This window comes from Pedococcus ginsenosidimutans (assembly GCF_039544395.1).
GTDB classification, from domain to species: Bacteria; Actinomycetota; Actinomycetes; order Actinomycetales; family Dermatophilaceae; genus Pedococcus; species Pedococcus ginsenosidimutans.
The window spans coordinates 375,558-400,547 of record NZ_BAABLO010000011.1; the positions used below are offsets into that span (position 1 = coordinate 375,558).

At 72.5% G+C, this 24,990-nt stretch carries 20 protein-coding genes; 8 read left to right on the forward strand and 12 right to left on the reverse strand.

Going from position 1 to position 24,990, the window contains the following annotated elements; all coding sequences use genetic code 11:
* Positions 1 to 9 precede the first annotated feature (9 nt).
* The 4 genes from purH to ABEA42_RS12730 form a co-directional block, all read right to left on the reverse strand.
* A complete protein-coding gene (gene purH / locus ABEA42_RS12715) occupies positions 10 to 1,632 on the reverse strand; it encodes a bifunctional phosphoribosylaminoimidazolecarboxamide formyltransferase/IMP cyclohydrolase (RefSeq protein WP_345503801.1) in 1,623 nt (540 codons plus the stop codon).
* Positions 1,629 to 2,252 carry a phosphoribosylglycinamide formyltransferase gene (purN, locus tag ABEA42_RS12720; protein WP_345504461.1) on the reverse strand — a complete coding sequence of 208 codons (624 nt, stop codon included), beginning with the start codon at positions 2,250 to 2,252 and terminating at the stop codon, positions 1,629 to 1,631. Before purN ends, purH begins: the two co-directional genes overlap by 4 nt.
* Before the next feature lie 54 nt (positions 2,253 to 2,306).
* Positions 2,307 to 3,320, reverse strand: coding sequence for a TIGR03557 family F420-dependent LLM class oxidoreductase (locus tag ABEA42_RS12725; RefSeq protein WP_345503803.1), 1,014 nt, complete (start codon positions 3,318 to 3,320; stop codon positions 2,307 to 2,309).
* A 103-nt stretch (positions 3,321 to 3,423) separates the two neighbouring features.
* On the reverse strand, positions 3,424 to 4,656 hold the full coding sequence (locus tag ABEA42_RS12730) for a cell division protein PerM (RefSeq protein WP_345503805.1): 1,233 nt from the start codon (positions 4,654 to 4,656) through the stop codon (positions 3,424 to 3,426).
* A 174-nt stretch (positions 4,657 to 4,830) separates the two neighbouring features.
* On the opposite strand from ABEA42_RS12730, the gene ABEA42_RS12735 reads away from it, so the two are divergent.
* Together ABEA42_RS12735 and ABEA42_RS12740 are read left to right on the forward strand one after the other, a co-directional pair.
* Positions 4,831 to 5,331, forward strand: coding sequence for an RNA polymerase sigma factor (locus tag ABEA42_RS12735; protein ID WP_345503807.1), 501 nt, complete (start codon positions 4,831 to 4,833; stop codon positions 5,329 to 5,331).
* The gene (locus tag ABEA42_RS12740) at positions 5,324 to 6,751 is read left to right on the forward strand and encodes a hypothetical protein (protein ID WP_345503810.1); all 1,428 of its coding nucleotides are present in this window, start codon (positions 5,324 to 5,326) and stop codon (positions 6,749 to 6,751) included. The genes ABEA42_RS12735 and ABEA42_RS12740 overlap by 8 nt, the downstream gene beginning before the upstream one ends.
* Positions 6,752 to 6,876: 125 nt before the next feature.
* Here ABEA42_RS12740 and sucD read toward each other — a convergent pair whose 3' ends face one another.
* The 4 genes from sucD to ABEA42_RS12760 form a co-directional block, all read right to left on the reverse strand.
* Positions 6,877 to 7,770 (reverse strand): succinate--CoA ligase subunit alpha, encoded by an 894-nt coding sequence (sucD, locus tag ABEA42_RS12745; RefSeq protein WP_345503812.1) that lies wholly within the window; start codon positions 7,768 to 7,770, stop codon positions 6,877 to 6,879.
* A gap of 22 nt (positions 7,771 to 7,792) precedes the next feature.
* Positions 7,793 to 8,980, reverse strand: coding sequence for an ADP-forming succinate--CoA ligase subunit beta (gene sucC / locus ABEA42_RS12750; protein WP_345503814.1), 1,188 nt, complete (start codon positions 8,978 to 8,980; stop codon positions 7,793 to 7,795).
* Between the two features lie 132 nt (positions 8,981 to 9,112).
* Positions 9,113 to 10,129 carry a DUF3048 domain-containing protein gene (locus ABEA42_RS12755; protein ID WP_345503816.1) on the reverse strand — a complete coding sequence of 339 codons (1,017 nt, stop codon included), beginning with the start codon at positions 10,127 to 10,129 and terminating at the stop codon, positions 9,113 to 9,115.
* Between the two features lie 68 nt (positions 10,130 to 10,197).
* Complete coding sequence (locus ABEA42_RS12760; RefSeq protein ID WP_345503818.1) at positions 10,198 to 11,169, reverse strand: threonine dehydratase; 972 nt, start codon at positions 11,167 to 11,169, stop codon at positions 10,198 to 10,200.
* 47 nt (positions 11,170 to 11,216) lie between these two features.
* Here ABEA42_RS12760 and ABEA42_RS12765 point away from each other — a divergent pair, with 47 nt between their 5' ends.
* Positions 11,217 to 11,705 (forward strand): hypothetical protein, encoded by a 489-nt coding sequence (locus tag ABEA42_RS12765; protein WP_345503819.1) that lies wholly within the window; start codon positions 11,217 to 11,219, stop codon positions 11,703 to 11,705.
* A gap of 82 nt (positions 11,706 to 11,787) precedes the next feature.
* Here ABEA42_RS12765 and ABEA42_RS12770 read toward each other — a convergent pair whose 3' ends face one another.
* Together ABEA42_RS12770 and ABEA42_RS12775 are read right to left on the reverse strand one after the other, a co-directional pair.
* Positions 11,788 to 13,341, reverse strand: a complete 1,554-nt coding sequence (locus ABEA42_RS12770) for a M4 family metallopeptidase (protein WP_345503820.1) — start codon at positions 13,339 to 13,341, stop codon at positions 11,788 to 11,790.
* Between the two features lie 200 nt (positions 13,342 to 13,541).
* Positions 13,542 to 15,590, reverse strand: coding sequence for a M4 family metallopeptidase (locus ABEA42_RS12775; RefSeq protein ID WP_345503822.1), 2,049 nt, complete (start codon positions 15,588 to 15,590; stop codon positions 13,542 to 13,544).
* A gap of 417 nt (positions 15,591 to 16,007) precedes the next feature.
* Here ABEA42_RS12775 and ABEA42_RS12780 point away from each other — a divergent pair, with 417 nt between their 5' ends.
* Positions 16,008 to 17,924, forward strand: a complete 1,917-nt coding sequence (locus ABEA42_RS12780; protein ID WP_345503823.1) for a CocE/NonD family hydrolase — start codon at positions 16,008 to 16,010, stop codon at positions 17,922 to 17,924.
* A gap of 24 nt (positions 17,925 to 17,948) precedes the next feature.
* Here ABEA42_RS12780 and ABEA42_RS12785 read toward each other — a convergent pair whose 3' ends face one another.
* The gene (locus ABEA42_RS12785) at positions 17,949 to 18,350 is read right to left on the reverse strand and encodes a cobalamin B12-binding domain-containing protein (protein ID WP_345503824.1); all 402 of its coding nucleotides are present in this window, start codon (positions 18,348 to 18,350) and stop codon (positions 17,949 to 17,951) included.
* Positions 18,351 to 18,459: 109 nt separating this feature from the next.
* Here ABEA42_RS12785 and ABEA42_RS12790 point away from each other — a divergent pair, with 109 nt between their 5' ends.
* Together ABEA42_RS12790 and ABEA42_RS12795 are read left to right on the forward strand one after the other, a co-directional pair.
* Positions 18,460 to 19,488, forward strand: coding sequence for a lipase family alpha/beta hydrolase (locus ABEA42_RS12790; protein WP_345503825.1), 1,029 nt, complete (start codon positions 18,460 to 18,462; stop codon positions 19,486 to 19,488).
* Between the two features lie 132 nt (positions 19,489 to 19,620).
* Positions 19,621 to 20,430: a M23 family metallopeptidase gene (locus tag ABEA42_RS12795; protein ID WP_345503827.1), complete on the forward strand. Its 810-nt coding sequence runs from the start codon at positions 19,621 to 19,623 to the stop codon at positions 20,428 to 20,430.
* Positions 20,431 to 20,496: 66 nt separating this feature from the next.
* Here ABEA42_RS12795 and pcrA read toward each other — a convergent pair whose 3' ends face one another.
* Entirely contained in the window at positions 20,497 to 22,938 is a 2,442-nt protein-coding gene (gene pcrA / locus ABEA42_RS12800) for a DNA helicase PcrA (RefSeq protein WP_345503829.1), read from the reverse strand.
* A gap of 46 nt (positions 22,939 to 22,984) precedes the next feature.
* Between pcrA and ABEA42_RS12805 the strand changes: the two genes are divergently transcribed.
* Together ABEA42_RS12805 and ABEA42_RS12810 are read left to right on the forward strand one after the other, a co-directional pair.
* Positions 22,985 to 23,551 carry a GNAT family N-acetyltransferase gene (locus ABEA42_RS12805; protein ID WP_345503831.1) on the forward strand — a complete coding sequence of 189 codons (567 nt, stop codon included), beginning with the start codon at positions 22,985 to 22,987 and terminating at the stop codon, positions 23,549 to 23,551.
* A gap of 53 nt (positions 23,552 to 23,604) precedes the next feature.
* Positions 23,605 to 24,969 (forward strand): MFS transporter, encoded by a 1,365-nt coding sequence (locus ABEA42_RS12810; protein WP_345503833.1) that lies wholly within the window; start codon positions 23,605 to 23,607, stop codon positions 24,967 to 24,969.
* The last annotated feature ends 21 nt before the right edge of the window (positions 24,970 to 24,990 follow it).

The window sequence follows — 24,990 nt, forward strand, 5'->3', positions numbered from 1 at the left end:
GGAACAGCCTCAGTGGGCGAAGTGGCGGGTGCCGGTGAAGTACATCGTGACGCCCGCTGCCTGCGCGGCCTCGATGACCTCGGCGTCGCGCATCGACCCGCCGGGCGCGACGACCGCCCGGACCCCGGCGTCGAGCAGCACCTGGAGGCCGTCGGCGAACGGGAAGAACGCGTCCGAGGAGGCGACCGCACCGCGGGCCCTGTCGGCGCCGGCCCGCGACACCGCGAGGTGGCAGGAGTCGACGCGGTTGACCTGGCCCATGCCGATGCCGACCGCGGCGCCGTCCTTGGCGAGCAGGATCGCGTTGGACTTCACCGCGCGCACCGAGCGCCACGCGAACGCCAGGTCCGCCAGCGTCGCCTCGTCGGCCGCCTCGCCCGACACGAGCGTCCAGCGCGACGGGTCGTCGCCACCGGGCTTGTCTCCCTCGACCACGGCGTCGACCTTGTCGACGGTCTGCAGCAGCAGGCCGCCGCTGATCGGGCGCATCTCGATGGCGTCAGCGTTGCGCGAGGCCTCCGCGGGCAGGCGCAGGATGCGGATGTTCTTCTTGCCCTGGAGCACCTCGAGCGCGTCGGCGTCGAAGTCCGGGGCGATGATGACCTCGGTGAAGACGTCCTTGACCTGGTCGGCCATGGCGCGGTTCACGGTGCGGTTGGCGGCGATGATGCCCCCGAAGGCGGACACCGGGTCGGTGGCGTGCGCTGCCGCGTACGCCTCCTCGATGGAGGAGCCGACCGCGATCCCGCAGGGGTTGGCGTGCTTGACGATCGCGACGGTGGGCTGGTCGCCGTGGTCGTGCGCGGCACGCACGGCGGCGTCGGTGTCGACGTAGTTGTTGTAGGACATCTCCTTGCCGTGCAGCTGCTCGGCCGAGGCGACGCCACCGCGCCAGTGGCGGTAGAGCGCCGCCTTCTGGTGCGGGTTCTCGCCATAGCGCAGGACGGCCGCGCGGGTGAACGTCGCCCCGGTCCAGGCCGGGAAGCCGGTGCCGTCGGAGGTGTCGGTGTAGACGTTGCCCATCCAGTTGGCGACGGCGTTGTCGTAGTCGGCGGTGTGCACGAACGCCTGTGCGGCCAGCAGCTTGCGCTCGGGGAGGGTGAACCCGCCGGCCGCGACGGCGGCCAGCACGGCACCGTACGCGGCGGGGTCGGTGACCACGGCGACGCTCGGGTGGTTCTTCGCGGCGGCGCGGACCATGGACGGGCCGCCGATGTCGATCTGCTCGATGACCTCGTCGGGGGCGGCACCCGAGGCGACCGTCTCGCGGAACGGGTAGAGGTTGACGACGACGAGCTCGAACGGCTCGACACCCAGCTCCTCGAGCTGGCGCACGTGGTCGTCCTTGCGGGTGTCGGCGAGGATGCCGGCGTGGACGCGGGGGTGGAGCGTCTTGACCCGGCCCTCGAGGCACTCGGGGAAGCCGGTGAGGTCGGCGACCTCGGTCACGGGGATGCCGAGGCCCTCGATGAGCTTGGCCGAGCCCCCGGTCGACACGATGGCGACGCCAGCCTCGTGCAGCCCGCGCGCCAGCTCCTCGAGCCCGGTCTTGTCGTAGACGGAGACGAGCGCCCGGCGGACGGGGCGCCGTCCGGAGTCGTCGGCGGGCTGGGGGCTGGACTGCTGGGTCACGGAATGCTGGCCTTCCCATCGGTGACGGTGATCCCCTCGCGGGCCGCGCGGCCCACGAGGGTGACGAGCAACGGGTGCTCGACGGCTTTGATGCGCTCGTGGAGCGTGTCCTCGGTGTCGTCCGGCCGCACCTCGACGGTGGCCTGGGCGAGCACGGGACCGGTGTCGACGCCCGCGTCGACGACGTGGACGGTGCACCCCGTGACCGTGGCGCCGGCGGCGAGGGCGTCGCGGACGGCGTGGGCGCCCGGGAACGCCGGGAGCAGCGCGGGGTGGGTGTTGAGCACGACGTGCTGGCCCAGGACGCGCGGGCCGAGGATCTTCATGAAGCCCGCCGACACGACGAACGCGGGCTCGTGGTCGGCGATGCGCTCGGCGAGGGCCTCGTCCCACGCGGCACGGGTCGCGTGGTCCTCCACCCGGCAGACGAACGTCGGGATCCCGGCAGCCGCAGCGCGGTGCAGGCCCGAGATGCCGGCCCGGTCGGCGCCGACGGCGAGGATGCGCACGCCGTACGCGGGGTCCGCGGTGGCGTCGATGAGGGCCTGGAGGTTGGTCCCGGAACCGGAGACGAGGACGACGATCCCCGTGGGCTCAGGCGCGGTCACGGCCACGACCATACCGACCGGGGCGCGGGGGACGGCACCCGCGTCCACGGCCGGCGACGTGAGGGGTCAGGGCGCGGCGGCGCGCAGCTTCTCCAGGAGCGGCTCGGCCGCCTCGTCGAGGAACCTCTGCTGTCCCTCGTCCCCCACCTGCACCAGGGCGATGTCGGTGAAACCGGCCTCCCAGTAGGCGGAGACGGCCTCGACGACGGCATCGAGGTCGGGTCCGCAGGGGATCGAGTCGGCGACGTCGTCGGGGGTCACGAACTGCGACGCGGCGGCGAAGCCGGCCGGGGTCGGCAGGTCGGCGTTGACCGCCCAGCCACCGCCGAACCACCGGAACTGCTCGTGGGCGCGCTCCTTGGCCCGGTCGGCGTCGGGGTCCCAGCTGATCGGGATCTGGCCGATCGCCCGGGCCGGCCCGGCCGCGGAAGTGCCCTCGGCACTGCCGTCGCGCGCCGCCGAGCGCCGGGAGTCGAGGAAGCCCTTGACCAGCTCGCCGTCCGGCTGCACGGCGATGACGTGGTCGGCCAGCGGCCCGAACCGCTCGTACGACTTCTCCCCCGACACCGCGACACCGATCGGCACGCCGCCGTCGGGGCAGTCCCAGACACGGGCGGAGTCGACCCGGAAGTACTCGCCCTGCCACGTGACCAGCTCGCCGGTGTGCAGCTCGCGGATGATGTGGATGGCCTCCTCGAGCATGTCCTGCCGCACGCCGACCATGGGCCAGCCCTCGCCGACGACGTGCTCGTTGAGGTTCTCGCCGCTGCCGAGGCCGAGGGTGAACCGCCCCTCGCTGAGCAGCTGCAGGGTGGCGGCCTTCTGCGCGACGACCGCGGGCTCGTAGCGGATGGTCGGGCAGGTCACGTAGGTCATCAGCTCGAGGCGCTCGGTCGCCTGCGCGACCGCCCCGAGGACGGTCCAGGCGTACGGTGCGTGCCCCTGTTCGGTGAGCCACGGCGAGTAGTGGTCGCTGCTCACCGCGAAGTCGAAGCCACTGCGCTCGGCGTCGACGGCGTAGCCCACCAGCTCGCGAGGTCCTGACTGCTCGGTCATGAGGGTGTACCCGAATCGCGTCATGGCTCCACCGTCACACGGGGCCCCCGGGTCCTCCACTCGAGCGCGTCCGCTCTCGGCGAACACGAAGCCGCAGGTCAGGGCTGCGAACCTGCCGGCAGCGGCGTCAGCGCCGGAGCTTCCAGCGGTCCCAGAGCAGCACGAGGGCTGCCCCGATGGCGAGCTCCACGAGCAGGGCGAGCGTCATGGCCCCGGCAGGGGCGCCGATCGACGAGAGCCGCGCCGACCCGAGCGAGGAGCCTGCCACGACGTCGACCAGGCCGACCAGGGCCGCGGCGACCGTGACCGACACACCGGTCACGGTCAGCTTCGTCCGGGTGCGCGAGAGGCGGGCCACGGAGCGCAGCGACCGCCACCCGACGAAGGCGCCGACCGCCACGGGCACCAGGACGACCAGCGGCACGATGCCGGGGAAGGCGCCCGGCTCGGGGAGCGCACCGAGCACGGGGACCATGGGCAGGAGCGAGGTCCGCGAGCCGGTCCACGTGGCCGAGGCGCCCTCGACGGCGGAGAACCCGGTCCCTGCCATGAAGGACACGGCCCACAGGCCGAGGTTGGGCAGCACGAGCAGCTGGGCCAGGGAGAGCACGACGCCACCGACGACGCCCGGGGCCAGCTCGCCCTGCAGGTGGGCGATGCGGCCCCAGTGCAGGACCACCAGGACGGAGCACGCGACGATGCCCGCACCCAGCAGCCCCACGGCACCCTCGACGCCGGGGCGCAGGGCCCGTCGGACCACCTCGGGCAGCCAGCCGGGCCGGCGCAGACCCGGGCCGACGAGCTCGGGCCGGGCGCGCACACAGCGGCCGAGGGCGATGGCCGCAGCCGCGACCGGGACCACGACGACGGGAAGGATGAGCGTCCACAGGACGGGTTCGGGACCGGCCGCGTAGGCGACCACCGACCACAGCGCCGCCGCGGCGGCGTACCCCGCGATCCAGGCAGCCAGCGCGAGGCCGAGCGGGCGGTGGACGACGTCGGCGGCCAGGGTGACGGTCCGGTCCTCGGCCGGCTCGCGGACGGCCCTGCGCGCCGCCCACGCGCCGCCGGCGACGGCCAGCGCGAGGAAGAGCAGCGGGACCACGGTCACGGGAGTGTCGCCCAGCGCGAGGTGCGCGCCACCCCCGAGCAGCCAGAGGCTGGCCCCGACGCCGAGCGCCGTCGTCCACTCCACCGTGCTCTGCGACGCGGCGACCCACACGAGGAGCGCGGGGAGCACGAAGGCGAGGGCAGAGGCGCTCGCGGCGCCGGCACCGGCGAGGAAGGTGCGGTGGTGCCCCCTCGGGTCGGGCCCGCCCGTGGTCGACGTTCCCTTGCGCAGCAGCTCCATCACAGTCATGTCCTGCCCATCGTCGCCGACGACGACGTGCTGCCGCCGCAGCAACGCCGGGCCGCGGCGAGAAATGTCCGAACGCGCCGCAACCGGAGCGCGCACGAGCGCGTCTGCTGCGGTGTGATGGCCGTGATGGATCCAGGCGCCGACACCGCGGCGCCGCACAGGCGGGGGGTGGGGATGGGCGCGCAGTCCGCCGAGGCGGAGTTCGACGCGTTCTACCGTGACACCGCCCGCCGGGTGGTGCACCTCGTCTACGCCTTCACCGGTGACCTCACGGTCGCGCAGGACAGCACCCAGGAGGCCTACGCTCGGGCCTGGCAGCAGTGGTCGACGGTCCGGACCCACGAGGACCCGTTGTCGTGGGTGCGCACGGTGGCGCGCAGGGTGGCCATCTCCGGGTGGCGCAAGAAGACGACCCAGGACCGCGCCTACGAGCGCCACGGCACCCACGACACGACGGGCCCACCGACGGAGGACCGGGTCGCGGTCGTCGCCGCGCTGCGCACGCTGCCGGCCCCGGTCCGGGAGGCCGTGACCCTGCACTACATCGGCGACCTGAGCATCGACCAGATCGCCCACGAGACCAACACCCCCGCAGGCACCGTCAAGGCGCGCCTGCACCGGGGCCGCGCCCAGCTGGCGCAGGCCCTGCGCCACGAGGAGGGCAGCCATGGCTGAGCACGAGGACTGGACGGCGGGCGACGACGCCCAGCTGCGCCGTGCCATGGCCACGCTGCGGCACGATGTCGAGGCCGTACCCCTGCCCGACGTCCGCTTCGTCAGGGCGAGGGGGCGGGCGCGTCGGCGCCACCGATTTCTCGGGCTGACCGCTGCGGCGGCCGCTGCCGCCGTCGTCGCAGGCACCGTCGGGTATGCCGCGTGGGGTCCCTCCTCGTCGCGGACACCTCTGACGCCGGCCTCCAGCGCACGGACCGCCGCCACCACCCCGTCCTCGACCACGAGCACCACCATGGCGGCGAGCTCCCTCGACCAGCCCGGCGCACTCCCCCTGGTGGGCGAGTGGGCGTCCTCGCTGGAGCTCACCGGCTCGGTCCTGCTCACCCCGGTCAAGCCGTTCGGGCCGGTGGAGTGCCTGCAGTCCGAGCCGGGCACCAAGGTGCAGCAGGAGGAAATCACCCGGGCCCCGGAGGTGCAGGGCGGCCAGGTGCGGTTCCGGATCGGTTCGGGCCAAGACGCGGCCACCGCCGCGGACGGGGTCGCCTCGGACATCGCCGGCTGTCGGCTCGCCCCCGGCTACAAGGTCACGCCCGCGTCGTCCGGCACCGGTGAGCGCGTCTACTCCTACACCGCCGGCGACGCCGGTTCGGGCTGGTGGGCCGTGGTGGCCGGCAAGCACGACGTCGTCGTCCTGCAGGTCAACCAGAACGACCGCCCGAAGTCGGGCTTCACGCTGGCGCAGGTGCAGGAGCTCGTCTCCATTGCGCAGAAGCGCCTCGCGCGGTACGGCACCGGCACCAAGGCCACCGCCTCCACGACCAGCAGCCCGACGTTCACGGGCCCCAAGGCGGTCGACGAGCAGATGCCGGTGGTCGGGCCGTCGCCCGTCCCGTCGTGGAAGCTGTTCGTGGCCGCGTCCCAGTGGCGGTCGCAGCCGCTGAGCAGCGGGGCCGCGACCAGCGCGGGCCCCGGCGCCATGGAGGGGTCGACTGCCGTCGCCTCGTGCGAGACCGACCAGGAGCAGGCCGGCATCGGCGGTCGAGTGGGCGTCGTCTCGGTCCGGGTCGGCAGCAGCAGCACCGGCTACGTGGGCAAGCAGCGGGTCCAGCTCGACGACTCGTCCGGTGCCGACGTGCAGCAGTCCTACGTCGATGCCCGCCTGGCCGAGGCGAAGGCATTGTTCGGCAAGGGGTGCTCGACGGGCAACGGGACGGTGAAGTCGACGCCCGGCCCGACCGCCGGCACGTGGCGGCTCGACACCGTCGCCCCGGACGGCAGCCCGATCTTCTCGGAGTGGGTCGGCGTCACGGCGCAGAAGACGCCGGGGGCGGTCTCCACGATCGTCGTCACGAAGCTGGCCGACCCCAAGCAGGGGTTCGCCGAGCTGGACCGGCTGATCATGCTCGCCCGCCAGAAGTAGGCACAGCCAGGACCAGCCAGACTCCGCGTGGCCGGCAGCAGCCGCCGGCCACGCGGGACACGGGACGACGAAGGCCGCCACCCCGGATGGGATGGCGGCCTTCGTGGAATCCCTTGCGGGACAACCTACTTCTGCAGGCCCTGCATGATCTCGCGCATGAGGTCGGCGGTCGCGGACGGCGTCTTGCCGACCTTGACGCCAGCGGCCTCGAGGGCCTCCTGCTTGGCGGCAGCGGTGCCAGCCGAGCCGGAGACGATGGCGCCGGCGTGGCCCATGGTCTTGCCCTCGGGGGCGGTGAACCCGGCGACGTAGCCGACGACCGGCTTGGTCACGTGCTCCTTGATGTAGGCGGCCGCTCGCTCCTCGGCGTCGCCACCGATCTCGCCGATCATGACGATGGCGTCGGTCTCCGGGTCCTTCTCGAACGCCTCGAGGCAGTCGATGTGGGTGGTCCCGATGATCGGGTCACCGCCGATGCCGACGGCCGAGGAGAAACCGAAGTCCCGCAGCTCGTACATCATCTGGTAGGTCAGCGTGCCCGACTTGGACACCAGCCCGATGCGACCCGGGCCGGCGATGTCGGCCGGGATGATGCCGGCGTTGGACTTGCCGGGGCTGATGAGGCCGGGGCAGTTGGGCCCGACGATCCGGGTGGTGCCCTTGCTCTTGGCGTAGGCGTAGAACTCCGCGGAGTCCTTGACCGCGATGCCCTCGGTGATGACGACCGCGAGCGGGATGGCCGCGTCGATCGCCTCGACCACGGCGGACTTCGCGAACGCCGGCGGGACGAAGATGACCGACACGTTGGCGCCGGTCTCCTTCATCGCCTCGGCGACCGTGCCGTACACCGGCACCGAGACGCCGCCGTCGAACTCGACCGTGGTGCCGGCCTTGCGCGGGTTGACGCCGCCGACGATCGAGGTGCCCGAGGCGAGCATGCGCTGCGTGTGCTTCATGCCCTCGGAGCCGGTCATGCCCTGGACGATGACCTTGGAGTTCTCGTCGAGAAAGATTGCCATTGTTGTGTTCTCCCGGCCCTTGTCAGTTCGTCGCGGCCGAAGCCAGCTCGGCGGCCTTGCGGGCCGCCCCGTCCATGGTCTCTTCGATGGTCACGAGCGGGTGGTTGGCCTCGGCGAGGATGCGCCGGCCCTCCTCCACGTTGTTGCCGTCGAGGCGCACGACCAGCGGCTTGGTCGCCTCGTCGCCGAGCGCCTCGAGGGCACCCACGATGCCGTTGGCGACGGCGTCGCAGGAGGTGATGCCACCGAACACGTTGACGAACACCGACTTGACCTGCTCGTCGCCGAGGATGATGTGCAGGCCGTTGGCCATGACCTCGGCCGAGGCGCCGCCGCCGATGTCGAGGAAGTTGGCGGGCTTGGGCGAGCCGGGGAGCTCCTCACCGGCGTAGGCGACGACGTCGAGCGTCGACATGACCAGGCCCGCGCCGTTGCCGATGATGCCGACGGAGCCGTCGAGCTTGACGTAGTTGAGGCCCTTGGCCTTCGCGGCCGCCTCGAGCGGGTCGGCCGCGGCCTTGTCCTCGAGCGCCTCGTGGTCGGGGTGGCGGAAGTCGGCGTTCTCGTCGAGCGTGACCTTGCCGTCGAGGGCGACGATGTCGCCGTCCTCGGTCTTCACCAGCGGGTTGACCTCCACGAGCGTGGCGTCCTCGTCGCGGTAGACCTCCCAGAGCCTCTCCAGGACGGGGGCGATCTTCGCGCCGGTCTCGGCGTCGAACCCTGCAGCCTCGACGATCTCGGCGGCCTTGGCCGCGTCGATGCCGGTGTTGGGGTCGACGGCGATGCGCGCGAGGGCCTCGGGGCGCTCGACCGCGAGCTGCTCGATCTCCATACCGCCCTCCTTGCTGCACATCGCGAGGTAGGTGCGGTTGGCCCGGTCGAGCAGGACCGAGAAGTAGTACTCCTCGGCGATGCGCGCGCCCTGGGCGATCATCACGGTGCCCACGGTGTGGCCCTTGATGTCCATGCCGAGGATGGCCTGAGCGTGCTGCTCCGCCTCGTCGGCGCTCTTGGCGACCTTCACGCCGCCGGCCTTGCCGCGACCGCCGGTCTTCACCTGGGCCTTGACGACGGTGACCCCGCCGCTCTTGGGGCCGATGGCCTCGGCGGCTTCACGAGCCTGCTGTGGGGTGGTGGCGGTGGCGCCGGCCAGCACGGGTACGCCGTGCTTCTCGAACATGTCTCGAGCCTGGTATTCGAACAGATCCACGTCTGACGTCCTCGTCTGCTGATGGGTGAGGTTCGGCCCCGAGACTAGTCCTGTCGTGCGCGGACGGGCTCCGCGGGTGCGACGGGTGGGAGCAATCTCACGACGAGCGGCGTGCGGGCGCGGTCTCGAGCCTCAGCGGACGGTCGCGACCCGGCCCGTCGGCACGAGGAGGACCCAGACCGGGCCCTGGGGCGCGAAGGTCACGACCTTGCCCCCGGCCGTGAACGTCGTCGGCGACGTGGCACCGGGGCGGGACCACGTGGCCTGCCACACCCGCCCGCCGCGCAGCACGGTGGCCTTCCCCGACCCCACGAGCTGCTCCACAGGTGTCGGGCGGCCGTTGACGTCACGGTTCGCGGAGTCCTTGGAGGCGACGTACTGGACGACGACGGTCGAGGCTCCGTACTGGGTGCCCGCGGGGCTGACGTCCGGCCGGCCGTCGGTGACGACGAGGTACTGCGCGCGCTTGGCGTTCCAGCGCAGCGCCACGGTGGACGCCGGCCAGCGGGCCTCCACCGAGGTCGCCGGTGCCCCACCGGCGGTGGGCGGCCCGTACCGGAAGCCGATGTCCCCGGGCCTGACACTGCCGCCGGCACGGGAGAGGAGGGCCTTGGGGTCCCCGATGAGGTTGTACGGCGCGGGGCGCGAGTGGTCGCGCCGGTAGCCGCGCCCGGACTGGTCGTTGCTGAGGTTCACCTGCGCCCCGCGGGCCAGCACCTTGGCGGTGTAGGTCGACGAGCCCGAGAAGGCGAAGGCGACCTTGCCCCAGTTGGCGAGGATGGTGACGTCGGACTCGCGCCCGCTCCGCACCGGCCCGACCTCCCGGGGCTGGTGGCGGCTGAAGACGGCCAGCAGCCGCGTCAACCCGCCCTCGACGGGCTCGACGTAGACGACGTCCGCCAGGTCCAGGCCGATCCGCGGCCGGGCCGACGTGGTGTTGTCGATCTTCACCGCGAGGACTGGGCCGCCGGTCAGGGGCACGGGACCGGACGGGGTGGCCCTGGTCGTGGGGGTCGTGGTCGTCGTGGTGGTGGCTGTGGTGGGGCGCCCGCACGACGGTCCCGAACAGCCGCCGGAGCAGGCTGCCGCACTGCCGACGACGGCCAGGGCCAACGCTGCACCGACCGCCTGACGGGCGCCGCTCCTCATGGCGTCAGGATAGGTGGGCCGGCCCCGCCACCCGGGCCAGGCGCGACGGCGCGCCGCTGGTCGGGAGGTCAGGCTGCGGGCGTCCGACCCGCCAGCACCTCGGTGAGGATCGAGGTGTCGCAGTTGCCGCCGGACAGGATGACGCCGACACGGCCGCCAGCCACCGCGTCCCGCTCGGCGAGCAGCCCCGCCAGGGCGATCGCCCCGGCGGGCTCGGGCAGCTGGTGGGTCGTGCGGAGCAGCACCCGCATGGCCTCGGCGGTGTCGTCCTCCCCCACCCTCACGATGTGGTCGGCCCCGGCGACCATCGTGGCGACCGCCTCCGGGTCCGGGGTGCGGCACGCGACCCCGTCGACGAACGTCGCGGCCCGCTCCGTGGTGACGACCGACCCGGCGGCGAAGGACAGCGCGGTGGCCGGCGCCTGCTCGGCCACGACGCCGATGACCTCCGTGGGCAGCCCCAGCAGGTCGCGGACCCCCACCAGTCCGGCGATGCCCGACCCCATGCCGACCCCGACGTAGACCTTGTCCAGCGCACCGGCGGCCTCGAACAGCTCCTTGGCGTAGGTGGCCACGCCGACGACCAGGTCGGCGTGGAACGACGGGACGGTCTCGAGCCCGAGCTCCTCGCCCAGCCGGGCGGCGTGCTCGCGAGACTCCTGGAAGTCGGCCCCGTGGACGACGAGCTCGGCCCCGAAGCCGCTCATCGCCGCGTTCTTGTCAGGGCTGTTGCCCTCGGGCACGACGATGACGACGCGCAGCCCGGCGGCCGCCCCGGCGTACGCCAGCGACTGGCCGTGGTTGCCCCGGGTGGCCGAGACGATGCCTGCGACGTCGGGTCGCTCGCGCTTCAGGCGGTCGACGTAGACGAGGCCGCCGCGCACCTTGAACGCGCCCGTCGGCGTCTGGTTCTCGTGCTTGACCCAGACCGTGGCCCCGACGTGCTCGCCGAGCAGCGGCCAGGCGAACTGCGGGGTGGCCGGGAAGTGGCGGCGCACGACCGCGGTGGCGGCGTCGAGGTCGGTGGCGGTGATGGGCATGAGCGATTCTCCCCCCGCCACCACGTGGTCGTGGCAGGGTGTCCGGTATGTCGCGATCAGCCACCGCGCCCGTGCCCGTGTCCGCCCGCGCCGCAGCCTTCGGCGCGCTGCTCACCGTGGTGCTCACGGGTTGCGTGGCGAAGACCCCGGAGATCCCCCGGGCCCCGGCCACCGCGTCGACCTCCACCACCCCGTCGGTGGACTACCCCATCGCGCTCCAGCGCTTCGGCGGCGTGGCCGGCTTCTCCGACACCGTGAACATCGACGTCGACCGCAGCGTCCTGGCGAAGGTCGGCAGGCAGAACGTGTCCTGCACCCTCGACGAGGCCAGCTTCGCGGCCGTCACCAAGGCTGCGGTTGCCGTCGGCGACAGCGGCAACGACAGCACCCCCACGATGGCGCACCCCGACGACATGCTCGTGCTGCTCAACGCCGTCCCGACGAGCGACGACCGGATCAAGGACGTCGAGCCGGTCGTGACCGCGCTGTTCGAGGACCTCATCAAGCCCAAGGCGAAGCGCACCGTCTGCCGCTGATGCCCCTCCGGTCCCGGCACGCCAGTGCGCCGCCGACCTCGTGGTCGACGGCGCACTGGCGTGTGGTGCGGTTGCGGTCAGGTCAGCAGGTCTGCGAGCCCGAAGGCACCGCGATGGCGTCGAACGCCGACTTCACCGCGACGCAGGTCGGCGAGCCCGCGCCGTACAGCTCCTTGGCCGAGGCGATCGCGCCCTCGCGAGCGGCCTTGTAGTCGCTGCGCGACGTGAGCTTGGTGGACAGCGTGCGGTACCAGACCTTCTCGATGTTGGTCCGGCCCGCCCCGGTGACCGCCGGCGCACCGCCACAGGTGGGGCTGTTGTAGGCGACGCCGTTGACGGTCCTGGCGCCAGACCCCTCGGAGGCGAGGAAGAACCAGTGGTTGAGCGGACCCGAGGAGTAGTGCGGGTCGAGGTTGCGGGTGCCGGTGGTCCAGCAGTCCTGGGAGCGGCCGTCCTTGCTCGGCTTGTCCATGTAGCGCAGCGGGGTGCCGTTGCCGTTGATGTCGATCTTCTCGCCGATGAGGTAGTCACCGGGGTCGACGGCAGAGTTCGCGTAGAACTCGACCGCGGTGCCGAAGATGTCGGAGGTCGCCTCGTTGAGCCCGCCCGCGTCGCCGCGGTAGACGAGTCCGGCGGTGTTCTCGGTGACGCCGTGGCTCATCTCGTGACCGGCGACGTCGATGGCGGTCAGCGGCTTGGCGTTGCCCGCGCCGTCGCCGTAGGTCATCTGCGTGCCGTCCCAGAACGCGTTGTTGTACGCGTTGCCGTAGTGCACCCGGCTGCGGGCACCGACACCCGTGTCCCAGATCCCGTTGCGGCCCTGGACGTTCTTGTAGTAGTCGAACGTCTTCTCGGCGCCGTAGTGCGCGTCGACCGCGGCTGTCTGGCGCGAGGACACCGAACCGTTCCCCCAGACGTCGTCCGCGTCGGTGAACTGCGTCCCCGTCCCGGTGGTGGCCCCATTGAGGTCGGTCGTGTAGTTGCCAACGGCGTCCTTGAGCTGGAAGCTCCCGCCGGACGGCGTCGTGCCCAGGGCCACCGAGCCGGAGTACTGCGACGCGCCGGTCCCCTCGACGATGTCGTCGTACCGGTCCAGCGTCGCACCGCTCCTCGCGTCGACGATGGTGTGGAGGCGGCTCGGCGTCTGGTCGGCCCTCACGCCCTCGCTGACCACGTCGTAGGCGAGGCGCGGGCCGGAGTCCGCGGCGTACACCACGAGGGCGGAACCGGAGGTGGTGGCGGCGCGGGCTGCGCTGCGCGCCTGGCCCGCGGACAGGGCGGGGGACGTGGCGACGTCCACCGCCTTCGTGGCGTTCCAGCGCACGGACCTCGTCGCGCCGGCGGCGGAGCGCTCGACGACGAGGTCGCCACCGATGACCCGAAGACCCTGGTAGGTCCGCTCGTAGCGCACGTGCCGGGTCCCGTCAGGGTCGGTGACGACGCCCTTCACCTGGAGGGCCTGGCCCGCTCCGAGACCGAGGGCCCTGGCTGCGTCGGCGACCTTCGCCTGCTCTGCGGCGACGGCCGGCGCCGGTGCACCGTGCCCGGCGGGGACGGCCTGGGCTGCGCTGAACGGGGTCGCCACTGCGGCTGCGACGACCACGCCGAACGCCATACCTGCTGACAGCTTCTTCACGGGTTCTCCTTCAGGGGGATGTGCGCCGGGTGGCGCGGCGGTGACGGCGGGGCGGGGCTGGAGGTGTGCCCTGCCCCGCCGTCACCCGTAGGGGTCGGCGAGCCGTGTGCGGCGGTTCGCCGGGCGGGCGCCCGTGGCGGGCGCGGCTGTGGCGGCTGGCTCAGGCGTGGGCCGGTCCGGCGACCGACCCACCCCTGCGGTCAGCTGGTGGCCAGCGACGTGTCGTCGACCACGAAGGACGTCTGCAGCGACGAGTCCTCGTTCATGAGGAACTTCACGGTCACCGTCTTGCCCTTGTAGGCCAGCACGTTGAACGACTTCTGCGCGTACGTCGCGCTGGTGCCGACGTTGGAGTAGGTCGCGAGCGTGGTGGTGGTCGCACCGTCGACGATCTGCACCTTCATGGTGTCGTAGGCGGTGCTGCCGGTCTCCGCCGTGTCGCTGCGCAGCCAGAAGGAGAGGGACGCGGCCGTGGCGGTGGCCGGGATGGTCACGCTCTGCTGCTCGCTCTCCGTCGCCGTGGTGCCGTTGCCGCCGAGCCACATCTTCCAGGAGCCCGTGCGGGCCGGGCGCCCGGTGTCGTTGGTGATCGGGCCGGCCGAACCGGTCCAGCTCACGGCGCCCGACTCGAAGCCGGGGTTGAGGAGCAGGTTGCCGCCGGTGGGGGGCGGCGTCGTGCCACCGCAGCTCTGGGTGCCGGCCGGGACCGAGATGGCCGTGAAGGCCTTCTCGACGGCGAGGCAGGTCGCGCTGCCGGCGCCGTACAGCTCGATGGCCGACGCGATCGCGCCCTCACGGGCGTTGAGGTAGGTGCTGCCCGAGGTGAGCTTGGTGGAGAGCGTGCGGTACCAGACCTTCTCGATGTTGCTGCGGCCGCCGCCGGTGACGGTGGAGCCGTCGCAGGTGGGGCTGTTGTAGGCGACGCCGTTGACGGTCTTGGCGCCCGAGCCCTCGGAGGCCAGGTAGAACCAGTGGTTCAGCGGGCCCGAGGAGTAGTGCGGGTCGAGGCTGCCCAGGGTCGAGGACCAGCAGTCCTTGGACGCGCCGTCCTTGCTCGGCTTGTCCATGTAGCGCAGCGGGGTGCCGTTGCCGTTGATGTTGATCTTCTCGCCGATGAGGTAGTCACCCGGGTCCGCGGAGGAGTTGGCGTACCACTCGACCGCCGTGCCGAAGATGTCCGAGGTCGCCTCGTTGAGGCCGCCCGCGTCACCGGTGTAGTTGAGGCCGGCCGTGTTCTCGGTGACACCGTGGCTCATCTCGTGCGCGGCGACGTCGATGGACGTGAGGGGCTTGGTGTTGCCGGCCCCGTCGCCGTACGTCATCTGGGTGCCGTCCCAGAACGCGTTGTTGTAGGCGTTGCCGTAGTGGACGCGGCTGCGCGCGCCGGCACCGGTGTTCCAGATCCCGTTGCGGCCCAACACGTTCTTGTAGTACGCGAAGGTCTTCTCGGCGCCGTACTGGGCGTCGACCGCGGCGGTCTGCCGCGACGAGGTGGTGCCGGTGCCCCACACGTCGTCGGCGTCGGTGAACTGCGTGCCGTTGCCGGTCGTCGCGCCGTTGAGGTCGGTCGTGTAGTTCCCGACGGTGTCCTTGAGCTGGTAGGTGCTGCCCGAGAGGGTGGAGTTGAGGGTGACGCTGCCGGAGTACATGGAGTTGCCCGTGCCCTCGGCGATCTCGTCCCACGAGGTCAGGACGGCACCGCTCCTGGCGTCGACCACGGTGTGCAGGCGGCTGGGCGTCTGGTCGGCCTTGACCCCCTCGGTGACGACGTCCCAGGCCAGGCGCGGCGAGCCGGTGCCGGCCCAGACGACGAGCTCCCCGTCGTTCTTCTTCGGCGCGTAGCCGGCACGCCTGGCGCCCGAGCTCTCGGCCGAGGTCTCGGCGACGGCCGGGGTGGTGGAGGCCACGGCGGCCTTGCCGTTGCCGTTCCAGTGGACCTGGCGGACGCTGCCCGAGGCAGCCTTGTCGACGACCAGGTCACCGCCGAGGACGCGCAGGCCCTTGTAGGTGCGGTCGTAGCGGACGTGCTGGGTGCCGTCGCGGTCGGTGACGACGTTGCGCACGACGAGCTTCTCGTCGCTGGACAGACCGAGGGCAGTGCGGTCCTTGTCGGCCCCGGCCTGGGCTGCGGTGACGCCCGGTGCCTGGGTCGGTGCCGCTGCGGGGGCGGCGGATGCGGCGGACAGTGGGGTGGCCACTGCCGCGGCGACTGCGACGCCGAGTGCAGCGCCTGTGGACAGTCGGATCACGGGTTTCCTCTTCTCGGACAAGGGTGCTCGGGGGGTTCCTGCACCACGAGGCGACGTCGATTCCCCCTCCGTTGACGGGCACTGCGTGACCGTGGGCGTCGGCGCCGAGCCGACCCAACCCCGCGCTTTGCAGCAAGGTCAACGAATCTGGCGAAGACTTGACCAAATGCGTGGCAACCTGCGGCGAGAGGGGATCTGCGCCGTCGAATCTTCTGCAGTTGGCCAAGGCGGCGTCATCGCCAGCCCGCGGCGCGAGGTCGCAGGTCCACGCTCCGGTACGACCGGCCCACCATGTGGTCACTGCGCGAGAGCGCCCGGCCGGCCCCCTGAGCACGGCGGACGTAACCGCAGGGGTGCCGACGTCGTTGTCCGTCCACGAGGGCGGTCACCGGACCACCCCTGCACCGTGGAGGCCCGATGACGCGCCGATCCCCGTTCCGTGCCCGAGGACGCCGTACGGCCGTCCTGCTCCCCGTCGCCGCACTCGCCGTGGCCGCAGGACCCGCCGTCGCCGCGGCCGCCGCTCCGGCTGCGGCAGGGTCGACGCAGGCCACCACGCTCCAGCCGGTCGACACCTACACGGGGCTGCGGTTCGTGGTGCCCGCCGGCAACGACGACCTCGGCCGGCCGCAGACGTGCACCATCGACGCCGACCTCTACAAGCCGCACGCCGCCGGACCCGCGGCCCGCGTGCCGGCGATCCTCACCACCAACGGCTTCGGCGGGAGCAAGGCCGACCAGGCCGGCCTGGGGAAGGCCTTCGCCGCGCGCGGATACGCGGTGCTGTCCTACACCGGGCTCGGCTTCCCCGACAGCGGCTGCAAGATCTCGCTCGACGACCCCGGCGTCGACGGGGTCGCCGCCTCCTCGCTGGTGACGTTCCTCGGCGGCGGGGGCACGGCGCCGTACGCGTCCTCCGACGTCGCCGGCACGACCGGTGGCCCGGGGACGCTGGGAGTGGACTTCACCGTCCTCGACGACGCCGCCACCCACGACCCGCGGCTCGGCATGATCGGCGGCTCGTACGGCGGGCAGATCCAGTTCGCCACCGCAGCACGGGACGCCCGCGTCGACACCCTGGTGCCCCTCATCACCTGGAACGACCTGCGCTACTCGCTGGCCCCCAACAACACCAGCCTCGCCCGGGGCGTGACCTACGCCGACTCGGCCCCGGGCACGCAGAAGATCGGCTGGACCGGCCTGTTCTTCGGGGTCGGGATCCTCGACGGGCTGCAGGGCGCCGCGATCGACCCCGCCCGCAACGTCGGGTGCCCCAACTTCGTCCTCGAGGCCTGCAAGGCCAAGGCCACGCTCGACACCCTCGGATACCCGACGTCCGACACCTACCGGCTCACCGACCGGGTGTCGGTGGGTCACTACGTCGACCGGGTGAAGGTGCCGACGTTCCTCATCCAGGGCGAGAACGACACGCTCTTCAACCTGCAGGAGTCGGTGGCGACCTACCGCGCGCTGAAGTCACGCGGCGTCCCGGTGACCATGGCCTGGCAGTCCTGGGGCCACTCGGGCGGCACCGGCGACAACACCGGCGCGGCTCCCGGGGAGCTCGACCTCACCGGCCAGCACATCGAGGACACCTACCTCGGCCTGCGCATCAGGAACTGGTTCGACCACCAGCTCAAGGGCTCGAAGGTCTCGACGGGGCCGGAGTTCGCGTACTTCCGCGACTGGGTGCCCTACACCGGGACCGCCGCCCCGGCGTACGCCACGGCCTCCTCGTACCCGGTCGGCACGCGCCGCACCTGGTACCTGTCCTCGGCGGACGACCTCGTCGCCTCACGCAGCGCCGTGCTGCCCGGGTCGACCTCGTGGTCGAACCCCGGGCTCGGCGCCCCCGCCTCCTACTCCGAGGTCTCCGGCCTCGAGGGGCAGGTCTCCCTGCCGGACGGGCTCACGACGCCGTACGACACCCCCGGCACGTTCGGCGCCTGGTCGACCGCACCGCTGGCCTCGGCGGTCGACGTCGTGGGCTCCCCCACCCTGGACGTGAGGTTCGACTCGCCAGCGGTCGCGCTGACCCAGGCGGCAGGCCCCAGCGGCCAGCTGCAGGTCTTCGCCAAGCTCTACGACGTGGCCCCCGACGGCTCGAAGACGTTGGTGCACAAGCTGATCAGCCCCGTGCGGGTCGCGGACGTCACGCAGCCCGTGCACATCGAGCTCCCGGCGATCGTCCACCGGGTCGAGGCGGGGCATCGGCTCCAGCTCGTGCTGGCCAGCACCGACGCGGCCTACAAGAACGCCTATGCCGTGCAGCCGGTGACCGTCCACGCGTCACCGACCGCGCCGGCCACCCTCAGCATCCCGGTCGTGCCGTAGTCCCCGGGGGCGGGGACGGTGGGACTACTGCTGGGTGACGTTCGTCCGGACCCAGTCGACGATCTCGGTCGTCGTGGCGCCGGGGGTGAAGACCTTGGCGACCCCGATCCGCGTCAGCTCCGGGATGTCGCCGTCGGGGATGATGCCGCCGCCGAAGACGACGATGTCGGAGGCGTCGCGCTGCTCGAGCAGCTCCATCACCTTCGCGAAGAGCGTCATGTGGGCGCCGGACAGGACCGACAGGCCCACGGCGTCGGCGTCCTCCTGGATGGCCGCCTCGACGATCTGCTCGGGGGTCTGGTGCAGGCCGGTGTAGACGACCTCCATGCCGGCGTCGCGCAGGGCGCGGGCGACGACCTTGGCGCCTCGGTCGTGTCCGTCGAGACCAGGCTTGGCCACGACCACGCGCAACGGTGAGCTAGTCATGGCCGCAGACTATCCACTCCGTGGACACATGCCGACATCGCGTGCCCGGCGCCACACGCCGCGGCACTGACGCGCGCATGCCGCACTGCTGCACTAGGTTCGGGATGTCATGTCGCAGAGCACCTCGCGCTCGCACCGACCCCCCGCAGCGAAGCGGGCGTCGTCGGGGGCGTCCGCGCGCGTGACACCGCCGTCGTCGGGGCTCGGAGCCCTGCGCTCGGCCGCGGCCAGGACGCTCGGTCGCACCGCGGGACACGTCGCCGACGCCACGGCCACTGCGCAGGACGTCGTGGGCGGCGCAGCCAAGGCCCTGGCCACGCCGACCGGCCTCGTGGGCGCCGCGGTCGAGGCGGCCTGGCTCACCACCCACCTGGCGCTGTACCCGTGGGGGGTCTTCGGGCGCCACGGGCGCGACAGCCACCTCGAGTACCGCGTGGAGCACCTTCCGCCGACCCAGCGCGGCCTCGTGGTGTCCGACGTCGAGGCGGCCGGCACCCCGATCCTGCTGGTGCACGGCATGGTCGACAACCGCTCGATCTTCACCCTGCTGCGCCACGGGCTTCGTCGCCGGGGCTTCGGACGCGTCACGAGCATGAACTACTCGCCCTTCACCGCCGACGTCCGCGTCGCCGCGGTCAGGCTCGCCGAGGAGGTCGAGGCCCTCGTCGCCGAGACCGGGTACGAGCGCATCCACGTCGTCGGGCACTCCATGGGCGGCCTCATCGCCCGCTACTACGTCACCCGCCTGGGCGGGGACGCCCGCGTGCACACGCTGGTGACCCTGGGGACCCCCCACCACGGCACCTACACGGCCTACGGCTGGCACAACCAGCTCACCCGGCAGCTGCGCCCCGGCAGCGGGCTGATGCGAGAGCTCGAGCAGCCGGTCCCCCAGTGCCGCACCCGCTTCGTCGTCTACTGGTCGGACCTGGACCAGATGGTCTTCCCCCAGCGCAACGCGGCCCTGCACCACCCCGACCTCAGCGTGCGCACCATCGACCTGCACGGGGTCGGCCACATGTCGCTGCCCATCATCGGTAGCGTGGTCCACGGCATCTCCACGACGCTGGCCCACCTCGACTCCGAGGGCCACACCGTCACCCCGGGGGTCACCGAGCTGCCGCGCCGCGGTTCCTGACCCGCGGCATCGTCGCAGGTCAGCGGCGAGCGGGCGGATGTTAGCCGCCTCGTGCAGAATGCGCATTTTGGATAACGAAGTGGTCACGCTACCCTCGTGACTTCCGTGTCCCCGCACGAAGGTCACCCCTCTGTGAGCACATCCCCCTCCTACCAGGGCCGTCACCGCGCCCCGGGCCGTCACCGCGCGCCGCGCCGCGGACCCCGCGTCCCCGTCGGGTTCCGCGGCGGTTTCGTGCTGCCGAGCGCCGCTGCTGCCGCCCTCGTGGTCACCGCGACCGGCGCCACGGTGGCGGAGTCGTCACCCGCGCACCTCGACCTCACCGGCAGCAGCGCCAAGCTGCAGGCGCGCAGCGCCGCCCTGGCCGACTTCGACCACCTCGAGTCCGTGCAGCAGCGCGAGGCGCAGAGCAGTGCCGTCAAGGCCCGCGTGCAGGAGTCGCAGCACAAGGCACAGGTCGCCCGCATCGCGCGCGACGCCGAGCGCAGGGCCGTGGCGAAGCGGCGCGCCGCCGCCGCGGCGCTGCAGAAGGCCGAGGCCGAGCGCAAGGCACGCGAGAGCTGGATCATGCCGATCAAGGGCGCCGTCTTCACCTCCGGCTTCGGCTGGCGCTGGGGCCGGATGCACCAGGGCGACGACTTCGGCACTCCCGTCGGGACCCCGCTACACGCCATGTCCACCGGCACGGTCGTCTTCGCGGGCTGGCAGGGCGGCTACGGCAACAAGGTCGAGATCGAGTACTGGGACGGCACCGTGTCGGTGTTCGGCCACATGAGCGTCATCTCCACCTCGGTCGGCGCCAAGGTCGCCCCGGGTGACGTCGTCGGCCAGTCCGGCAACACCGGCCACTCCACCGGGCCGCACCTGCACCTCGAGATCCACCCCCACGGTGGCGCCGCGATCGACCCTGCCCCCTGGCTGCGCGACCACGGCCTCCAGTAGGCCCCGGCACCACCCACATCCAGAAGCGCCCCGCGGACGTCCGCGGGGCGCTTCTGTCGTCCTGCCCTAGAGCTTCTCGAGCGGGGCGTAGCGCAGCAGGAAGCGCTTGACGCCGGTGTCGCCGCCGAAGTCGACGTGGGCCTGGGTCTTGTCGCCCTCGCCCTCGGTCTTGACGACGGTGCCCATGCCGTAGCTGTCGTGGGTGACCTTGTCGCCGGAGTGCAGCGAGATGAGCGGCCGGTTGCCGGGCGAGCGGACCCCGGGGCGCTGCGCCAGGCGGGCCACTGCCGGCGTCGAGGACCGCCGGAAGCTGGTGGCGGCCTCGGCACGCTGCCAGTCGACGAGGTGGCCGGGGATCTCGTCGAGGAACCGGGAGGCCGGGTTGTACTGGGGCGCACCCCACGCGGAGCGCACGGCGGCGCGGGACAGGTGGAGCCGCTCGCGGGCCCGGGTGATGCCCACGTAGGCGAGGCGGCGCTCCTCCTCCAGCTCCTTGGGGTCGCCCAGGGAGCGCAGGTGCGGGAAGGTGCCGTCCTCGAGCCCGGTGAGGAAGACGACGGGGAACTCCAGGCCCTTCGCCGTGTGCAGCGTCATCAGCGTCACGACCCCGAGGTCCTCGGCCTCCTCGCCGTCGGGGATCTCGTCGGCGTCCGCCACGAGGGACACCTGCTCCAGGAAGTCCTCCAGCGAGGCGACCTCACCGGTCTCGGCGCGGGTCTCGTCGAACTCCTGCGCCACGGCGACGAGCTCGGCGAGGTTCTCGATGCGGGTCTCGTCCTGCGGGTCGTGCGAGGCACGCAGCTCCGCGAGGTACCCCGACTTCTCGATGACCGCCTCGAGCAGGGCACCGACGCCCTGCTCGTCGTCCTCGTGGACCCTCCCGAGCTCCTCGAGCAGGCCGGTGAAGCCCTTGATGGCCGCGACCGAGCGGGTCGCGATGCCGGGGGCGTCCTCGGGACGGCCGAGGGCCGCGACGAACGGGATCCGCTCGCGCTCGGCCAGGGCGGCCACGCACGCCTCGGCGCGGTCGCCGATGCCGCGCTTGGGCACGTTGAGGATGCGGCGCAGGTTGACCGTGTCGGTCGGGTTGGAGATGACGCGCAGGTAGGCCAGGGCGTCCTTGACCTCGCGGCGCTCGTAGAACCGCGTGCCGCCGACCACCTTGTAGGGCAGGCCGACCCGGACGAAGACCTCCTCGAGCGCACGGGACTGGGCGTTGGTGCGGTAGAAGACCGCGACGTCCTTGGGCTTCACCCCGGCGGAGTCGCCGAGCTCGTCGATGGTCTTGGCGACGAACGCCGCCTCGTCGTGCTCGTTGTCGCCGACGTAGCCGACGATCAGGGCGCCGTCGCCGCTGTCGGTCCACAGGTTCTTCTTGCGGCGCTCGGGGTTCTTGGCGATGACCGAGTTGGCGGCCTGCAGGATCGTCTGGGTGGAGCGGTAGTTCTGCTCGAGCAGGATCGTCCGCGCGTCGGGGTAGTCCTCCTCGAACTCGACGATGTTGCGGATCGTCGCGCCGCGGAAGGCGTAGATGGACTGGTCGGCGTCACCCACCACCACCAGCTCCGCCGGGGGCACCTCGGGGCCGTCGCCCTTCGGCACCCCCGCCGTGCCCGCGGCGCCGCCGACCAGCTCACGCACCAGCTGGTACTGCGCGTGGTTGGTGTCCTGGTACTCGTCGACGAGGACGTGGCGGAAGCGGCGCCGGTAGTGCTCGGCGACGTCCGGGAACGCCTGGAGGATGTTGACCGTGGTCATGATGAGGTCGTCGAAGTCGAGGGCGTTGGCCTGGCGCAGGCGGCGCTGGTAGCCGGAGTAGGCCTCGGCGAGCATCCGCTCCTGGTGGGTGCCCTCGGCGACCCGGGACGCGAACGTCTCCTCGTCGACGAGCTCGTTCTTGAGGTTGGACACCTGGTGGCTGAACGACCGCGGCGGGTAGCGCTTCGGGTCGAGGTCGAGGTCACGCATGACCATCGCCATGAGCCGCTGGCTGTCGGCGGCGTCGTAGATGGAGAACGTCGACTTCAACCCCACCTTGCCGGCCTCGCGGCGCAGGATGCGGACGCACGCGGAGTGGAAGGTCATGACCCACATGGCCTTGGCGCGAGGGCCGACGAGGGCGGCGACGCGCTCGCGCATCTCGGCGGCGGCCTTGTTGGTGAAGGTGATGGCCAGGACCTGGCCGGGCTGCACCCCGCGGGCGCCGAGGAGGTAGGCGATGCGGTTGGTGAGGACGCGGGTCTTGCCCGAGCCGGCGCCGGCGACGATCAGCAGCGGCGAGCCCTCGTGGAGCACGGCCTCGCGCTGCTGGGTGTTGAGCCCCTCGAGCAGCGCCTCGGGGTCGGTGTGGCCCGACCCGGCGTCGGGGCCGTGGCCCTCCGCGGCCGCCTGCGCCCACGTGGGGACGCCGCGCTCGTCCACGGCGGTCGCCCGGGCAGCGGCTGCCGAGGGTCGGGAGTCGGGGGACGGGGATCCGTCGAAGGGCAGGTCGTCGAACAGCGTGCTCATGTTGCCTCCAGCCTACGTGCCCCGGCCGACAGGTAGCGTCGGCCGCATGACGCGCCTCGTCGCCCCGCACCGCAGGTACCAGGAGTCCTACCTGACGGCGACCGACGAGTTCCTCGCCTCGGGGGAGCAGCGCGACGGCGACGGCGACTGGGTCCAGGAGCCCGAGCCCGGGTACGCCGGCTTCACGTTCACCCGCGAGGGGCTGCGCGACCCCGAGGAGTTCGGGCGGTTCGTCGACCTGCGGCGCCGGGCCCGCGACGAGGACGCGCCGCGCCGCCGCGGCTGGACGCCCGTGACCTTCCTCTGGATGGTGACCGGTGACGAGTACGTCGGGTCACTGGCGATCCGGCACCGGCTGACCGAGCGGCTCCTCGAGGAGGGCGGCCACATCGGCTACAGCGTGCGCCCCACCGCCCGCGGTCACGGCCACGCCACGCGCGCGCTGGGCCGGGCCCTGGCGCTCGCCCACGGGGTCGTCGACCGCCCCCGCGTGCTGGTGACGTGCCTCGAGAGCAACCTCGCCTCGCGGGCGGTGATCGAGCGCAACGGAGGCCGCTACGAGGACTCCCGGGGCGCAGTGCGTCGCTACTGGATCCCCACGCGACCCGGCTGAGCCCCGCGTCGCGACCCCGGAAACCCGGTTGCCCCGCCGCGTAGCGTGAGGACGTGGACCAGCAGACCCCCGTGCGTGACCTGCTGCGCGAGCGCCAGTTCGCGCTGCTGGCGAGCGCCCGGACGCTGTCGATGCTGGCTGTCGCGTTCGCCCCGGTGGCCCTGGCGTTCGGCATCCTCGACCTCCCCGGCGCCACCCCGACGACGCTGTCGACCGTCCTCGCCGCCGAGTCCGTCGCCGTCGTCCTGTTCATCCTCGTGGGTGGCGTGGTCGCCGACCGCTACCCGCGCCACCGCGTCCTGCAGGTCGCCGAGTGGGTCAACGCCCTCGCCCACGCGGCCCTCGCCGTCATGGTGGGTACCGAGCGTGCTCCCCTCTGGGGGCTCGTCGCCGCCGCGATGGTGTCGGGCACCGCCACGGCAACCGTCTGGCCCGCCCTCACCGGCATCATCCCCGAGGTCGTGCCGCCCGAGCACCTCCAGCAGGGCAACGCCGTGCTCGCGCTCGGCAACAACATCGCCCGGGTCGCGGGGCTGGTGGCGGGCGGGATCGTCGTCGCCGGCGTCGGCGGTGGCTGGGCCCTGGCGATCGCGAGCGCGTCGTTCGCCTGCTCCGGAGTCCTCGTGGCCCTGATGCGGCTGCCGGCGCGGGCCACCTCGTCCGCGGCCGGGGCCTCGAGCTCGGTGCTGGCCGACCTGCGCGACGGCTGGGACGAGTTCCGGTCGCGCCAGTGGCTCTGGGTGGTCGTCGTGCAGTTCTCGGTGCTCGTCATGGTGTTCCAGGCCGCGCACCTCGTCCTCGGACCGGTGGTCGCGCGTGCGGAGCTCGGCGGCCCGAAGGCCTGGACCGCGGTCCTCACCGGCGAGGCCGTCGGCCTGATCGTCGGCGTGCTCGTCGCCATGCGCCTGCGGCCCCGGCGCCCCATCCTCCTCGGCGTGCTGCTGACCCTCGGCGCCGCGCCGCCATACCTGCTGCTCGGGGCGAGCGCCCCGCTGTGGGTGGTCGTGGCGTCGGCGTTCGTGCTCGGCCTGTGCTTCGACCTGTTCGGGATCCTCTGGCAGACCACCATGCAGCGGCTGGTGCCGCCGGCCGCGCTGTCGCGGGTCAGCTCCTACGACGCGATGGGCTCGCTGCTGCTAGGCCCCCTCGGGCTCGTCCTGGCGGGTCCGGCTGCCGAGCACGTCGGCGCCCATCGCGCCCTGGTGGTGTGCGGGGTCGTCATGGTGGTGACCACCCTGGGTGCCCTCACCTCCCCCGGCGTGCGCAACCTCGTCGCGCCGGGCCCCCTCGAACCCGGCCCCCTCGAACCCGGCCCGCTCGCGCCTGACCCGCTCGCGCCTGGGCCGAAGTCCCAGACCTCGGGTCTTGGCGCCGGCAATGGCCCGAGGTCTGGGACTTCGGAGGTCGAAGGCGCCTGAGCGGCCGGCCCTGGGCAGTTG